Below are 15,164 nucleotides of genomic sequence, written 5' to 3' on the forward strand. Positions count from 1 at the left end.
CAGCGAAAGCCAGGTGCAGGAAACACATCCACATGCAGAAGCCATCATCGATCCGCGCCATGCATTCAGTGGTAAAAAGGTGTTGATTGTGGAAGATAACGAAGTGAACCAGCGCGTACTTCAGCTAAACCTTCAGAAGTTCAACATTGAAGTTGCAATTGTGGGTGATGGAAGCGCAGCGGTGGAATACCTCAGCAAGAACAGGGATGTGGATCTCGTATTCATGGACCTGCACATGCCGGTGATGGATGGCCTTCAGGCTACCACCTGCATCCGGAAAGACCTCAAACTAACCATTCCCGTTGTAATGCTCACCGCCGCCGCACAGAAAACAGAACAACAAAAAGGCTATGATGCCGGGGCCGATGCGTATATCACCAAACCCATTTCACAACAGGAACTGTTCGGCTGCCTGGAAAAATACCTCCTTGATCCCCAGCAACCACAACAGCTTATTGCAGCCGTAGACGAACAATCTTATTTCTCAGAATTCAATATCTCTGAACTGCTGCAACTGGGCGATGCAGAAAGCATCCGCATGGTATACGAGCTTTTTGAAGCTACATTGCCACCGGGGCTTGCAAATTTAAGAGAGGCTGCAATCAAAAAGGAGTGGAAAACCGTATATGAACAAGCACATAAACTGAAAAGCAGCCTGGCTGTGATCCAGGTAAAGGGAATGCTGGGAATAATGGGAACCATTGAATACAATGCTAAACAGGAAATTAATCTGCCATCGGTGCTGCCCATGATAGAAGAGGCATCTGAGTACATTACTGAAGTAATGCCAAAGATCAAGCTAGCTATCGAGAGGGAAACAGCCTGATGAAACACCATATTTAGTACTTATATAACCGTAACATGAAGATTTTAGTAGCCGAAGATGAGCCTATTATGCTGAAGACGATCGAGCTTCGTTTAAAAAAAGATGGTTATGATGTCACTGCCGTATCAGATGGCCGTGAAGCGCTCAAGCAGATCAGGGAAAATACCCCCGATCTCCTGATCACGGATATCATGATGCCCTACTCTTCCGGTCTTGAACTGGTAGGAGCAGTAAAGCAGGAACTGTCATCACCCATCCCGGTGATCATCCTCTCCGCCATGGGGCAGGAAGATGTTGTAGTTAAAGCTTTCAAGCTCGGTGCGGACGATTTTCTCAACAAGCCTTTCAGCCCAAATGAATTATCGCTCCGCGTGAAACGGCTCATCGGAAAAACTATGTAACAGATAACAGTCTGGCATAGTGATGGATTATTCTTTTCAGGTATACATGGTCAATCATCAAAATCGCAATCCTTATTAAAACCATAATTGCCGATATCTTATTATTCGCCCGGTTTATCCGGCCTGAGCAGCTCGTCTATTTTGGCACACTCTGCCTGATAGCCGCTGCCATCACCATGTTGTATTGCTTCTACTACAGCCACCGCAGAAATAAATTCCGTAATCAGAAAACCAGGATCAAAGAATTAATCGATCCTTTTATCAGCCATAGCATCATGATGTCTATGGAAACGGAAGAAATCAGTGTCCGTTTCCCCGGTTTTGATGAACTGCAGCATCATTGTAAAAATGCTTTCAACCGGAAAGTGATCATCAATGAACTGGTACTGGCAAGAAAAAACCTATCCGGTCAGGCCGCTGAGATCATCGAAAATCTCTACACATCCCTGCAACTTCATCTGGATTCAGAGCATAAGCTCCATAGCTACAAATGGCATAAAAAAGCAAAAGGCATACAGGAGCTTTCCCTGATGAACCAACGCCAGTATTGGAAAAGTGTTTACAAACTAACCGGTAACTCCAATGAATATGTGCGGATGGAAGCACAGGCAGGCGTGGTTCGTATGCTGGGATTTATCGGTCTCCGTTTCCTGAACTCTGCCACCTACCAGATCTCCGAATGGCAGCAGATCAACCTGCTCTACCTGCTGGAAGCCTTGCCTACAGGGGAGTTTCAGGGCATAGAAAGATGGCTTCATTCCAGTAATAAGTCGGTTGTGACCTTCGCACTCAAATTGACGAGCAATTTCAGAAGGTATGAGCAGCATGACCTGGTAGTGAAATGTCTGCAACGTCAGGAGCCCGAGATCCGCCTACAAGCCATTAAAACACTGGCAAATATTTATCGCGAAGACACGGCCGGCCATATCATAGAACAATACCAGCAGGAAACATGGCATAATAAACTGGAAGCACTGCGTACCCTCGGAAGGATCGGCGCTGAAGATGTTGCGCCATTCCTGGCAGGAGAAACCAGTGATCCTGATCCGCAGATCAGGATAGAAGCTGCCCGCGCGCTGCTGCAAAGCACGGCCGCCGGTAGCCAGGTACTGCAACAGAAAGCCGTCACCGATGAGTCATGGAACACCATTCTGGCACAACTTGAAAATGAAATGCGCGCATGAGTTGGCAACAGATCATATTCGACATCCTCACCTACGGTATCCTCGGATACTCCGTTGTCCTGATATTTTTCTATTTATTCATCGGGATATATTCCATTGGTGAAACCAGGAAATACCTGTACAAGAATAGTTTTACCGATTACTCACTACTGGCTGTTTCTGCTGAAACACCCGGCATTTCCATTATTGCGCCGGCGTATAATGAAAGCGCTACTATCGTTGAGAATGTCCGGTCATTATTATCCGTTTATTATTCCACGCTGGAACTGATCATTGTGAACGATGGCAGTAAAGACGATTCCCTGCAATTACTGATCGATGCTTACCAGCTGGAGCAGGTGCCGGTTTATATTCACGAGCAGATCCCTACCAAACCGGTTCGCGGCGTGTATAAAAGCAGGAACCCGGTTTTCAGCAAGCTGGTGGTAGTTGATAAAGTAAACGGTGGCAAGGCAGATGCCCTGAATGTGGGCGTCAACCTCTCTACGAAGCCCTATGTTGTTTGTATTGATGTGGATTGCATACTGGAAGAAGATGCCTTGCTGAAAATGATCAAACCCTTCCTGGAGTCTACCAACAAAAGAGTGATTGCATCGGGTGGGGTAGTGCGCATCGCTAATTCCTGCGAGATCGAAAGCGGTAGGTTGGTGGAAGTGCATCTCCCCAAACAGTTCCTGCCACGCGTGCAGACGCTGGAGTATATCCGCGCCTTTTTATTAGGCCGCATGGCCTGGAGCAGGCTCAACGGGCTGCTCCTGATATCCGGCGCCTTCGGCGCCTTCGACCGCGAAATAATGATCAAAGCAGGCGGTTACAATCACAACACCGTAGGGGAAGATATGGAGCTGGTAGTGCGTATGCGCCGCTACATGGAAGAACAGAAGATCCCTTACAAAGTCACCTATATCCCCGATCCGCTCTGCTGGACGGAAGCCCCCGCTTCCTTCAAGATCCTTGGCAGGCAGCGCAACCGCTGGACACGCGGCACCATCGAAACACTCGGCTTCCATAAAAAGATCTTCTTCAACCCGCGGTACGGACTGCTTGGCATGCTGAGCTATCCTTACTGGTTCTTCTTCGAATTCCTGGCCCCCATCATCGAAGCATTCGGTATGGCAGTGTTCCTGGTATTAGCGGCACTGGGCCTGGTTGACTGGACCTTCTTCTTCGCCCTTCTGTACTTTATTGTAGCATTCGGATTTATGTATTCCGTATTCGCCATCTTCATGGAAGTGATCACCTACAATCAATATAAAAAGAAAAGCGAAGTATGGAGCCTCTTCACTACGGCAATGGTGGAACCCTTCTATTTCCACCCTTTTGTAGTGTGGTCTGCCATCATGGGAAATATCGATCTGGCCCGTAAGAAAAATGCCTGGGGAGAAATGACCAGACAGGGCTTTGCTAAAGCCCCCACCAATACAAATGCAAATCCTGTAAATACAATTTCACAGAAACATGGCAATAGCTGATACTGCAATCACTACTGAAAATACAAGAGCAAACAAATTGGGTGCGATATTCAGCAGATTCGCCAGTTTCTCACTCAGCTGGCTGATCGTATTATTGGTGCTGCGTTTGCTGGAATGGTTATGGAATGGGTTCAGCCACCAGTTTCCGGGAGAATCACTTGTTTTCTTCGGCAGCATCCTGGCCGCAGACCTCATTTTCTTTTGTAAGGTGAACCTGGTGCTGCTGATTGTTTTCATACCCCTTGCCTGGTGGCGACTCAAAGCAGCTACCATCCTATTCAGAATTGTTGCGGTACTGGCAACTATCATTTACCTGATGCTGATCCAGTATTTCAACAGTACACTTGTGCCGCTTGGCGCAGACCTGTATGGTTACAGCTGGAATGAGATCAAACTAACTGTGGGAGCTTCGGGTAAACTGAATATCTGGACGGTGCTCTTAATGCTGCTACTTATCGCCGGAATTATATCAGCGCTTATATGGATCTCAAAAAAAATCATACCTGGCAGAGTTTCCACTTTCGCAGTATGTCTCCTGATTGTGGTAACAGCCCTCCTGGCGCTCTCTTCCGCCTTTACCCCGCACCTCTTCAGCAACGAATACGAAAACAATCTCGCTGCCAATAAACTCGATTTTTTCCTGGATGCCTCTTACTCCCATTTCTTTCCTGAAGAACAGGAAACAGATATCTATGCCGATTCCTATATCGGCGACTATGGAGATAATTCTGAAAATGCAAGTATCGCCACGTTCAATTATATCGATGAAAAGGATTATCCCTTCCTGCATGCAGACAGTACGGAAGATGTGCTCTCCCCTTTCCTTGTCAAATCAGCAAGTCCTCCCAACATCGTGATCCTGCTGGTGGAGGGGCTTGGCCGCGCATTCACCAATGAAGGCGCTTACCTGGGCAACTTCACTCCCTTCGTAGATTCCTTATCACAACACAGCCTTTACTGGGAGAACTGCCTGAGCGGCGGCGGCCGTACATTCGCGGTACTGCCAACGATATTGGGATCGTTGCCTTTCGGCAAGAACGGGTTCAACGAACTTGGCAATAATATGCCGCAGCAATTATCGCTCATGAGCCTTGCAAAGAAAAATGGCTACCATACCGGTTTCTGGTATTGCGGCGATGCCAGTTTCGACAACATGGATATTTTCCTCAGAAAACAGAATATAGATCAGATCAGGGATAAAAAAACTTTCCCGGCGGGATATACGCAGCTGCCTTCCACTAATGGCTTCACCTGGGGTTATGGAGATAAGGAGTTATTCCGGTATTTCTATGCAGATCAGGCGCCACAAAACAGCAAGCCCTCATTACAGGTATTACTCACAGTAGCCACACATAGTCCCTTTCTCATCAATGAGCAAGCGCAATATAATCAGCGTGTAGAGCAAAGGATGAATGAGCTGCAACTCACAGATGCCCAGAAATCTGAGCGCAGGCAATACCTTCCGCAATTCGCTTCCATTTTATATGCAGATGATGCCCTTCAGGGATTCTTTGCCAAAGCGAAAGAGCAGCCTGGCTATAACAATACTATCTTCATCATCACCGGCGACCACCGGATGCCGGAGATACCGATGATCACTAAAATAGACAGGTACCATGTGCCATTGATCGTCTACTCTCCGTTGCTTCAGCGTTCAGCCCGGTTCCAGTCTGTTTCCACGCACTTCGATATCGGCCCTTCCCTTTTGGCATATCTTAAGAATACCTATGCCCTACAGGCGCCATCCATGCAAAGTTGGATGGGCAGCGGCCTTGATACCGCCCGTAACTTCCGGAACATTCATGCCATTCCCCTTATGCAGACCAAAACAGATCTTATAGATTTCGTCATGGGCCAGTACCATATCAACGGACAGGACGTATACATGCTGAACAATACATTGAATGAAGAACGCGTAACAGACGCACCGGTCATAGAGAGCATGAAAGGCGCATTCCAAAAATTCCAGCAGAAGAACCAGCAGTTTATTCAGGGCGCGAAATTGATTCCGGACACACTTTTCAATGCCTGGAAGCCCTGAAACTTACAAAAAATGTAGCAAATAATCAGGTAGAAGAAACCTGCAAGCTCTGCAACGTGTTAATTCCCGCGACGGTACAAGTCATCTAAAATGGTTGTCATCATCGGCCGGTAATAATTCCAGAAAAAACTCTTCCTTTCCATCGGATCACTGGTATTATAAAAAAGAAACCTGAAAAGAGATACTCCCTTGAAATAAGAAGACCCCATGCTTACAGGATTATCACAGAAATCCGCCGAGAAGTAATAGAATTTATAATCCTTATCGATATGCTGTGTAACGGCCGGGAACATGGCCGGAAGGTTCTTTTCCTGTAGCAGCTTCAGCCCTTCTTCATTCGCATCTATTTTAAAATGCGCGATCACTTCATTTACCGTTGTGTCTGGCTGCATTACATCGAACCAGAAAGCATATTTCATGGTTTCAGGAAGGCTGTAGGTTTCTTGTCCTTTTTTACCGGTAATAATATGCGGAAGCGCCTCTTTGAGATGGGTATCTGCTTCCAGGATCACTATTTCATCGTGCTCACTTACAAAAGCAACGCCTCCTTTTTTAAAGGGCCATTTGTTGCTGTGTTGATTCAGATAGTTATTGATCAGCCAGTGCGGGAGTTCTTTATTTACAACTGTATCGAGTGATTCAAAATAACGTCCGATCCATCCGGTCCATTTTGTTTTGAACATATTCTCAAACTGAGCGCGGATCTCAGGTGAGGTGGGAGACCCGATGGTATTGAATTCCGTGATGATAAGTTTGTGCTTGTCTTTCATCTGCTGAAGCAGACTGATATCTTCTTTGCTCATGCCGCCATATACAATGCCCGAGCGTTCCGTTACATTTTTTCGGGTATACCATTCATTGCTGAATACGCCGTAGGTGTCTGTGAAATATACAGCTTTGGCATCGTTGCTGAGCTGATCGAGTTGCCGGGGAGTGAATCGTTCCAGTCCTTTCAGGCGGAAGTTGTCGCCATGAAGCGGGAAGAAACCGAAATAATCGTTGGTGATATGATAAGGTTTCTTACTGGTCTTGGTGTAGCGTTCCTGATTGAGCACCCAGGTGAGGGAAATATGTTCCTGTCCATTCCGGCTGACTTCGGTTTTGTCCACAATGGCGATCACCATCTTCTTTTTTGGAGTGCAAAGCCAGCCGATCCACATCCACAGTGGCAGTAGTAAGATCAGGGCTGCGATAATCAGTATGTTCCTGGTTCTTTTTTTCAAGGGATTGATGATTTAGAATCTACGCTGGTAACCGATCCCGGCTGTGATTTGGTTGTCTTTGGTCTTGGGCAGGTATTCCACGCGGGAATAGCCCAGGTTGATGAGGAATACGTTCAGCTTTTTATGGGTGAAGCGATATCCGCCGGAGATCCTGTGTGTAAGTAGCTTATAATTATTGTTGAGCTGAATGGCCAGTGTGCGGTCGTCAGGCGAAATGCCGTAGCCGACGGAAGCATGTAAAAAATCATCAGCTCCGCCGAGATAGTAACGCGTGGTGAAGGAGTAGGAATGCGAGATCCTGTCGTCATCCGGTGTTACATAAGCGCGTAGATTGAACCAGAAACTTTTGTAGTACTTACCGATGGAGCCGGTGTAGATCCAGGTATCGTTGCCGAAGTTGAGGTAACGGAAGCCGAGATCTGCTTCAAAGCTTTTCGGCAGGTTGGCGTATAAAGAAAAACCTCCTCGGTATTTGGGAAACACGGCATCATCGGGTGAGTAACCGAAATTCACGTAGGCGTAGAAATTTTTTGCAATAGTAGGATAGGCGTCCGCTTCAAATTGCACACCATTTGTTTTGAAACGATTGGTGTAGTTCACACGGCCGATAACGGAGCCATATTTTGTCAGGCGGCTGTAATCCAGGCTGGTCAGGTGCCAGGGATCATCGAACTGTTTACCGAAATGCGTATAATCATAAGAGATACCGATCTTGTTGGAAGCGCTGAAATCGCGGATGCGGCCGGCCAACGCGCGGGCATCTGTATTTTTGGGGTCGATGACTAGCAGCGAGTCGGTGAGGCGCGCTGCGTACTTATATTCACGGGTAGCGGTGAGCAGTTTGGCTTTCTGCAGCATCAGGTCGGACGATTTGGGATGGTGCAGCAGTCCCGTTTCTGCGTAAGCCAGTCCATCTTTATAACGATTGGTGAAATAAGCGATACTGGCGGCAGCAATGGCGGCATCTTCATGCGATGGATTTTCGCGCAATGCCTGATCGAGGGTTATCCTGGCGCTGTCTTCTTTATCACTCCAGAAATATAGCCTGCCGAGAAATACACGGATATCGGTATACCCGGGACTTCCGGCCAGTGCCTGTTGACAGAGTGTAATGGCTTTGGGGTAATTCTTTTGCTGGAAGGCTGCATTGCGCGCCTGCACAAACAGTTCATCAGAAGAGATCTTCTCCTGGGCTGTCAGCGTTTGGGCATGCAGGATAGCGGCGGCTGCAAACAGAGCCGGTACGATTAGTTTTTTCAGGATCATCGGAAATATCCGGTATTAATATATAAGGTAAATTACTGCTTTATAAGCAAATAGCAGGCAGTAATCTGCATTATTACGAAAAGGATGTGTAATTATATCCAGCTGAAGAGCCCGCTGTCTTCAACACCGAGGAAGATCCCCTCTTCCGTTAAGTTTACGGGGTAGGTTTTCAGGTAATATCCTTCGCCGCTTACATTGCGGCCATTCTTCAGGCTGAACTTGTAGCGGTGTAAAGGGCATACAATATTGCCGATGGCGTCAATGAATCCATCGGCCATTATTCCACTGGCATGGGGGCATTTATAGGCAAAACCGAACCATTCATTCTGATGGCGGGTGATGCAGATCTTCTTTCCATTTATTTCCACCACGGCAATGCCATTGGTGGCAAAAGCAAGCTCAGACTCGCTTTCAGCCACCAGGTGCCATTTGTATTTCTTCTCGCTCATTAATAAAAGAAAGCTGTTTTGTATGGGTAACGGATCTTGTAGATCTCCCTTACCTTTTCGAGGATGGTAGTGCGCAGCCCATCGAGGTTACGTTTTTCGATAGCTGAAATGAAAACGCAATTGCCCTGCAGTTCATTTTCCCAGCGGGCTTTGAGCTCGTTGAGGATGTCCACTTTCACTTCATCTTCCAACCAGGGATCGAATGTATTTTTCTCGTACTGGTCCATTTTATTGAAGATGGTGATCACAGGTTTATCGTGCGCTTTCAACTCCTGCAGGGTGCTGTTCACCACGCCCAGCTGGTCTTCATACTGAGGATGCGAGATATCCACTACATGGAGCAGGATATCCGATTCGCGCACCTCATCCAGCGTGCTCTTGAAACTTTCTACCAGGTGGTGGGGGAGCTTGCGGATGAATCCTACCGTATCGCTGAGGAGGAAAGGCGTATTTTCAAACACCACTTTACGGGTGGTGGTATCCAGCGTTGCGAATAATTTGTTTTCGGCAAAAACCTCGCTTTTGCTGATGAGGTTCATGATAGTGCTCTTTCCTACGTTGGTGTAACCCACCAGGGCCACGCGGATGAACTCGCCACGATCCTTGCGTTGTACGCCGGCGATCTTGTCGATCTCCGCCAGCTTACGGCGCAGCAATGCGATCTTATCTTTAATGATACGACGGTCAGTTTCGATCTCCGTTTCACCGGGGCCCCTGGTTCCGATACCACCACCAAGGCGTTCGAGGTGTTTCCACATTCCCTTCAGCCTGGGGAGCAGGTATTGGTATTGCGCCAGTTCCACCTGTGTTTTGGCTTGCGCGGTTTTAGCGCGACTGGCAAAGATGTCCAGGATCAGGTCAGAACGGTCGATGGTTTTTACTTCCAGTACCTTTTCAATATTCTGGATCTGTGAGCCGCTGAGCTCATCATCGAAAATAACGAGATTGATATCCTTGCCCTGGATGTATTCACGGATCTGCTCCAGTTTACCCTTACCCACAAAAGTGCGGCTATCCGGATGGGCGAGTTTTTGCATGAAACGTTTAACGGCCGTGGCGCCGGCAGTTTCTGACAGGAACGCCAGCTCTTCGAGATATTCCTTCACCTGTGCTTCCGTCTGGTCCTTATGAACCAAACCTACAAGTACGGCTTTTTCTTCCTGCTGAATGACTTTCTTCTTTTCTAACAAGTACTATGATTTTGTGTAAAGATACTTCAATTTTCCGGCCAGATGGCGCCTGGTCATCCGCGGCACACAAGCGACTGTTCTCCTGGTAATGGCGATATCCTTTTTAGTCGGCCCCGTAAAAAAAGCGGCCGCATCTTAGATGCGGCCGCTCACTATCTTGAATAAACAAATTTTACAATCCGCTTATCACTAACCCGATCTGGTAAGGTCTTACATCAGGCCCCATGCCATCCTTGATAAAGGAGTTGATCTGGTAGGCGCCATAGATACCGAACACACCGTAGCTGATCCTGCCGGTAGCGCTGAGACGGGTACCGTCGAAGAAACGCTTGGCTTTTTCCTTTTGGGTAAAGGCGTTGATGGTGTTCCCGTTCTTGTTTTGTAATGTCTTTCCTTTAGTAGTAGCGCTCATGAGCGTTCCGATCTTACCACCTACCGCAAACTTCCAGCTGCGGTTGGTGTTCTCCGGGTTTACTGCGAAACGCAGTTCCACAGGAGCTTCCAGGTAAGTGGTCATGAGTTTGTATTTCTTGAAGTGGTTGGTGTCAGCCACATTCTTGAAGGTCAGTTTGTTGGAATTCCTTCCGGTGATATCGATATCGGTATTCTTGAAATACACGTTATCGGTACCCAGACCAGCACCAATGCCGATGCTGAAGCGTGGATCAGACTTGAAAGGGAAGTCGAACATGAAGTACATGTTGAAGCTGCGGGAGAGGCCCCTGGTATTAAGACTGTCGGGTTTTTGTGACCATCCGTTATGTCCGATCTGGATCATAAAATGATCGTTGGCACGATTGCCAAGCTTTACCTTGCTCCAGTCTTTTTTTGATTTTTTTGTAGTGGTAACAGTAGAATCCTGGGCGTTGGCGGCAGTTACACAGGCTACAGTGATGAACAGAAAGAGAAATTTTTTCATACCAGTTAAATAATTGATCAAAAGTATCTTTCCCGGGTTAAATGAAATGTTAAGGTTGGCAAAGAAACGACAATTTAGATTGATTCAGGGTGTTTTATGGCAATTTGTTGGAAAGCCAGACGGAAAGCCGGTTTTCATAGACAGGACTGTAAATTGACCCGGAAAAAAAGAAACCGGAACCATCATGGATGATCCCGGTTTTGTGGGCCCTGTCGGATTTGAACCAACGACCCTCTGATTATGAGTCAGATGCTCTAACCGTCTGAGCTAAGGGCCCGGTCATGGAAAAAATCCATGAGGATTGCAAAAATAGCTTTTTTGAAGAATAATAAAAAAGAAGTTCAGGACTAAATGATTGAAGCGGAACTTGAAAAGAGAGTAATGGTATTATATTTTTTGGCTACCTTGTATCAGCAATCTACTATTAAACTTGTCCCGTTCAGTGAAGCCAGGTTCTAACGATACCAGAGAACTGCAAAGGCGCATTGCCACATATGATGATCAACAGGCCTACCAGGACCTGTTCCATCTTTTTTATAAACCCCTGCTCAGCTTTTCCAACGCTTTCGTCCGCTCTCATGAACTTTCCGAAGAAATAGTATCAGACGTTTTCATCCGTATCTGGGAGCGACGCGCCCAGTTACAGGAAGTGGAAAACCTGAAGGTATATCTCTATGTCAGCACCCGCAATACTGCTCTCAAATACTTACTCAGCAAACAGAAGCAGGCTTCCATAACACTGGACGACCTGCAGGTGGAGCTCGAAAGCCAGCACCACGATCCCGAGCAGCTTCTGCTCACCGCCGAGCTGATGAGCCGTGTTGCCCAGGCTATCAATGATCTTCCCCCCCGCTGTAAAATGGTGTATAAACTCATTAAAGAGGATGGCCTCCGTTACAAGGAAGTGGCCGAGATCCTCAATATCTCCATCAAAACAATCGACAACCAGCTGGCCATCGCCCTCCGTAAAATCGGTAAGGCCATCAATATCAATCTCAGGAAATTCGCCTGTTTCTGAAATTTATTTTTTCTTTCTTTAGTAGATCGGTGCGGAAAACGGATCCTTATTGGTAATCATCATTAATTATGTCTGTTGAACGCATCTGGGAATTGATGGCCAGGAAATTAGCCGGGGAGGCTTCTGACGCTGAGCTCGGCGAGTTGGATCAATTACTGAAATCCAACCCCAATCTGCATTTTCCCTTACAGACTGTTGCAGATCTCTGGCATCAGCATCCTGAAACAGACAGGTCGGAACTGGAAGACGCTTTTCAAAAGCACCTCCTCCGCATGGAACAGCAGGGCATCAGGTTTGCTGCCAATACTACCGAAGCCGAAGAACCGGCCACTTTCCGTATGGCTGACCATCCCCGTCGCCGGAAAACCTGGAAGATCGTTGCCGCGGCAGCATCCCTGCTCGTAGCAGCCTCTCTGATCTGGCATTTCTCACGCCCGGCCATAACCGAACTGGCGCAGGAAAAACCAGCAACGCAGACTGAGAGCTCCAGCGAAATTGTAACAAGAAACGGTTCCCGTACCCGCATCACACTGCCCGATGGCAGCATCGTATGGCTCAATGCAGGCAGCAAACTCAATTACGACAAGCAGTTTGGCACTAAACTCCGTGAAGTAACGCTCACCGGGGAGGCCTACTTCGATGTTAAGAAAAATCCGGACCTGCCCTTTGTGATCCATACCAACCGGATAGATGTGCGCGTGCTAGGCACACAGTTCAATGTGAGGTCATACCCAGGTGATAAAACCACAGAAGCCGCACTGGTGGAAGGAAGTATTGAAGTGTTGCTAAGAAATAAACAAACGGGCAAGATACTCCTCAAACCCAACCAGAAGATTGTGGTGGGGGAAGACAGCACAGAACACCCATCTTCAGATAAATGGCCAGACAAAAAACAGGCCCCTATCGTTTCCATTAAATCACTTACCCGGGATCAGAAAGACAGTTCCACCGTGGAAACAGCCTGGGTGCAGAATAAGCTGGTATTTGTAGATGAACCGCTGGAAGAAGTGGTAAAAAGGCTGGAAAGATGGTATGGAGTGACTATCACTTTCAACAAATACACGCCAGGCTGGAGCTCACTTACAGGAACATTCACCAATGAGTCAATCGAAGAAGCATTACACGCACTGACAATCACCGAACCTTTCACATACAAATTCACCGACGCAAAAACGATTGTAATCAGAAAATAGAAAACCCATTGATCACATAAAATCTTCACAACGATGCTAACTGCCAACAGCTCCTGATCATAACACCAAACAGAAGCGGGAAATGCTACCAACATTCCCCGCAGATGAAAAAGTTATCGGTAAAACCACCTTTGCCAGGCTTCAGTTTTACCAATTGTAAATCCTTTTCAACGCTTAAAGTATGAAAAAAAACAGGATTTGCCCGGATTTTCCGTGGCTGCCTACCATAACAAAGCTTGTCCTTCTCATGAAACTGACCTTCGCCATAATATTGATTGGCTGTCTTCATGTATCAGCAAACGTACACTCCCAGCTGAAAGTGACCCTAAACATGCAATCCACGGATATCAGGAAAGTATTGACAGCTATTGAAAAAAAGACCAGCTTTCGTTTCCTCTTCAATTCAAGTCTGCTTGCAGAACAGCCGAAAGTGACCATCTCTGCCAATAATGAAGACGTTCTCTCTGTAGTAAACCGATTGCTGGCGAACACCCTCATTGCTTATGAAGTGCTCAACAATAACCTGGTGGTACTCAAAAAAGAGAATACGGTCATTGACCAGACCTCGGTAAAAGGACGGATCACCAACGCCGCCGGCGAACCCCTCGCTGCCGTCTCCATTCGCGTGAAAGGCAGTAATGCCGGTACTTCCACGGATGCAGACGGAAGATATTCCATCGCTGTACCGGATGATGCAACCCTGGTGGTCTCATCCATCAGTTATCTTACCCAGGAAATACCGGTGAACGGTAGAGCAGAGATCAATGTAGTGCTTCAGACCAATAACGCACAATTGGAACAGGTGGTAGTGATCGGTTATGGCACCGCTCAGAAAAGAGACCTCACCGGTTCGATCGCCAAAGTGGCCGGACGGGAAGTGGCCGACAAGCCCAATACCAACCCAATTGCCTCCCTCCAGGGAAAGGTATCAGGGGTAAGCATCATCAATACCGGCTTGCCGGGTCAGGAGCCAGATATCCGCATCCGTGGTACTGTGAGCCGCACCCAAACCAAGCCGCTGTATGTGGTGGATGGTCTGTTCAACGACAATATCAACTTTCTCAATTCCGCCGATATCGAATCCATGGAAGTGCTGAAAGATCCCTCCTCCCTCGCCATCTTCGGAGTGCGTGGCGCCAACGGCGTGATCATCATCACTACCAAAAAAGGAAGAACAGGAAGGCTCACCGTGAACCTGAACTCAACCATCGGTGTGAAAAAGATCACCGATGAAGTGAAAATGACAAATGACTCCCAGTTCAAAATGCTGTACGATGAGCAGCGGCAGAACGAAGGCTCCGCCCCATTTGCGTATTATGACCGCTATACAGGCAACTCAAACTGGGTGGACCTAATACAGAATAAAAATGCCATCATCACCAATAATAATATCAATATTTCCAGCGGCACAGAAAAGAACAAATTCTACCTGGGAGTTGGTTATATAAAAGAGCAGGGCCTGATCAAACATGAGAATCTCGATAAGATCCTGCTCACCATCAATGATGAACTGCGCGTATCCAAAGCCTTCAAGATCGGGTTCAACCTCAACGGGTACCGCGCCATCGTTCCTCCCGCCAACGACTTCATAAGCGCCATCACGGCCACTCCTATCGTAGTGCCTTTCAATACAGAAAAAGGGATTTATAACCGCCTTCCCGATGAGATCGGAGGACCACAGGTGGCTAACCCGTTAATGATGGTGGAAGAAAGAAAGAACACTGACCTCCAACGCGAATACCGCGTCATCGGTAGTGTGACAGCTGAAGTTAATTTCCTGCGCGATTTCAACTTCAAGAGCACTTTCTATATGGACCTCGGTTTCAATAACCAGCGCCGTTACACACCACTGATCAAAGTTTGGTCGGCCGACCTGAACACCGAATCATTCCAGAACGGGTATAATACCACCAAGGTTTACCAGAAAGACAATACCTTCTCCAAGTTCCAGCAGGAATACCTGCTTACCTGGAAGAAAAACC

The 15,164-nt window shown here is 47.3% G+C and carries 13 protein-coding genes and 1 tRNA gene; 8 read left to right on the top strand and 6 right to left on the bottom strand.

Features of this window, described 5'->3' with window-relative positions:
- From ACTHMC_RS10380 to ACTHMC_RS10400, 5 genes are all read left to right on the top strand, one after another.
- Window positions 1-826 (top strand): Hpt domain-containing response regulator (locus ACTHMC_RS10380; protein WP_440413045.1); only part of this gene is annotated, 826 nt, incomplete at its 5' end.
- 35 nt (window positions 827-861) lie between these two features.
- Window positions 862-1,227, top strand: a complete 366-nt coding sequence (locus ACTHMC_RS10385) for a response regulator transcription factor (RefSeq protein WP_440413046.1) — start codon at window positions 862-864, stop codon at window positions 1,225-1,227.
- A 284-nt stretch (window positions 1,228-1,511) separates the two neighbouring features.
- Window positions 1,512-2,411 (top strand): HEAT repeat domain-containing protein, encoded by a 900-nt coding sequence (locus ACTHMC_RS10390; protein ID WP_440413047.1) that lies wholly within the window; start codon window positions 1,512-1,514, stop codon window positions 2,409-2,411.
- Complete coding sequence (locus ACTHMC_RS10395; RefSeq protein WP_440413048.1) at window positions 2,408-3,883, top strand: glycosyltransferase family 2 protein; 1,476 nt, start codon at window positions 2,408-2,410, stop codon at window positions 3,881-3,883. Before ACTHMC_RS10390 ends, ACTHMC_RS10395 begins: the two co-directional genes overlap by 4 nt.
- Complete coding sequence (locus tag ACTHMC_RS10400; RefSeq protein WP_440413049.1) at window positions 3,870-5,924, top strand: LTA synthase family protein; 2,055 nt, start codon at window positions 3,870-3,872, stop codon at window positions 5,922-5,924. Before ACTHMC_RS10395 ends, ACTHMC_RS10400 begins: the two co-directional genes overlap by 14 nt.
- 59 nt (window positions 5,925-5,983) lie before the next feature.
- Here the strand turns inward: ACTHMC_RS10400 and ACTHMC_RS10405 are convergent, their stop codons facing one another.
- The 6 genes from ACTHMC_RS10405 to ACTHMC_RS10430 form a co-directional block, all read right to left on the bottom strand.
- Window positions 5,984-7,147 (bottom strand): hypothetical protein, encoded by a 1,164-nt coding sequence (locus ACTHMC_RS10405; protein ID WP_440413050.1) that lies wholly within the window; start codon window positions 7,145-7,147, stop codon window positions 5,984-5,986.
- Between the two features lie 12 nt (window positions 7,148-7,159).
- Window positions 7,160-8,413 carry a YaiO family outer membrane beta-barrel protein gene (locus ACTHMC_RS10410; RefSeq protein ID WP_440413051.1) on the bottom strand — a complete coding sequence of 418 codons (1,254 nt, stop codon included), beginning with the start codon at window positions 8,411-8,413 and terminating at the stop codon, window positions 7,160-7,162.
- Between the two features lie 92 nt (window positions 8,414-8,505).
- Window positions 8,506-8,862, bottom strand: coding sequence for a Rieske (2Fe-2S) protein (locus ACTHMC_RS10415; protein WP_440413052.1), 357 nt, complete (start codon window positions 8,860-8,862; stop codon window positions 8,506-8,508).
- A complete protein-coding gene (gene hflX / locus ACTHMC_RS10420) occupies window positions 8,862-10,052 on the bottom strand; it encodes a GTPase HflX (RefSeq protein ID WP_440413053.1) in 1,191 nt (396 codons plus the stop codon). Before hflX ends, ACTHMC_RS10415 begins: the two co-directional genes overlap by 1 nt.
- Before the next feature lie 172 nt (window positions 10,053-10,224).
- Window positions 10,225-10,971, bottom strand: coding sequence for an outer membrane beta-barrel protein (locus ACTHMC_RS10425; RefSeq protein WP_440413054.1), 747 nt, complete (start codon window positions 10,969-10,971; stop codon window positions 10,225-10,227).
- A 203-nt stretch (window positions 10,972-11,174) separates the two neighbouring features.
- Window positions 11,175-11,248: transfer RNA gene (locus ACTHMC_RS10430), tRNA-Ile, on the bottom strand.
- 165 nt (window positions 11,249-11,413) lie between these two features.
- Here ACTHMC_RS10430 and ACTHMC_RS10435 point away from each other — a divergent pair.
- The 3 genes from ACTHMC_RS10435 to ACTHMC_RS10445 all read left to right on the top strand — a co-directional run.
- The gene (locus tag ACTHMC_RS10435) at window positions 11,414-11,989 is read left to right on the top strand and encodes an RNA polymerase sigma-70 factor (protein ID WP_440413055.1); all 576 of its coding nucleotides are present in this window, start codon (window positions 11,414-11,416) and stop codon (window positions 11,987-11,989) included.
- 68 nt (window positions 11,990-12,057) lie between these two features.
- Window positions 12,058-13,182 carry a FecR family protein gene (locus ACTHMC_RS10440; protein WP_440413056.1) on the top strand — a complete coding sequence of 375 codons (1,125 nt, stop codon included), beginning with the start codon at window positions 12,058-12,060 and terminating at the stop codon, window positions 13,180-13,182.
- 247 nt (window positions 13,183-13,429) lie between these two features.
- A partial coding sequence (locus ACTHMC_RS10445) for a SusC/RagA family TonB-linked outer membrane protein (protein WP_440413057.1) occupies window positions 13,430-15,164 on the top strand: 1,735 nt, incomplete at its 3' end.

Origin of the sequence: Pseudobacter sp., from assembly GCF_051955275.1 — a bacterium.
Classification (GTDB): domain Bacteria; phylum Bacteroidota; class Bacteroidia; order Chitinophagales; family Chitinophagaceae; genus Pseudobacter.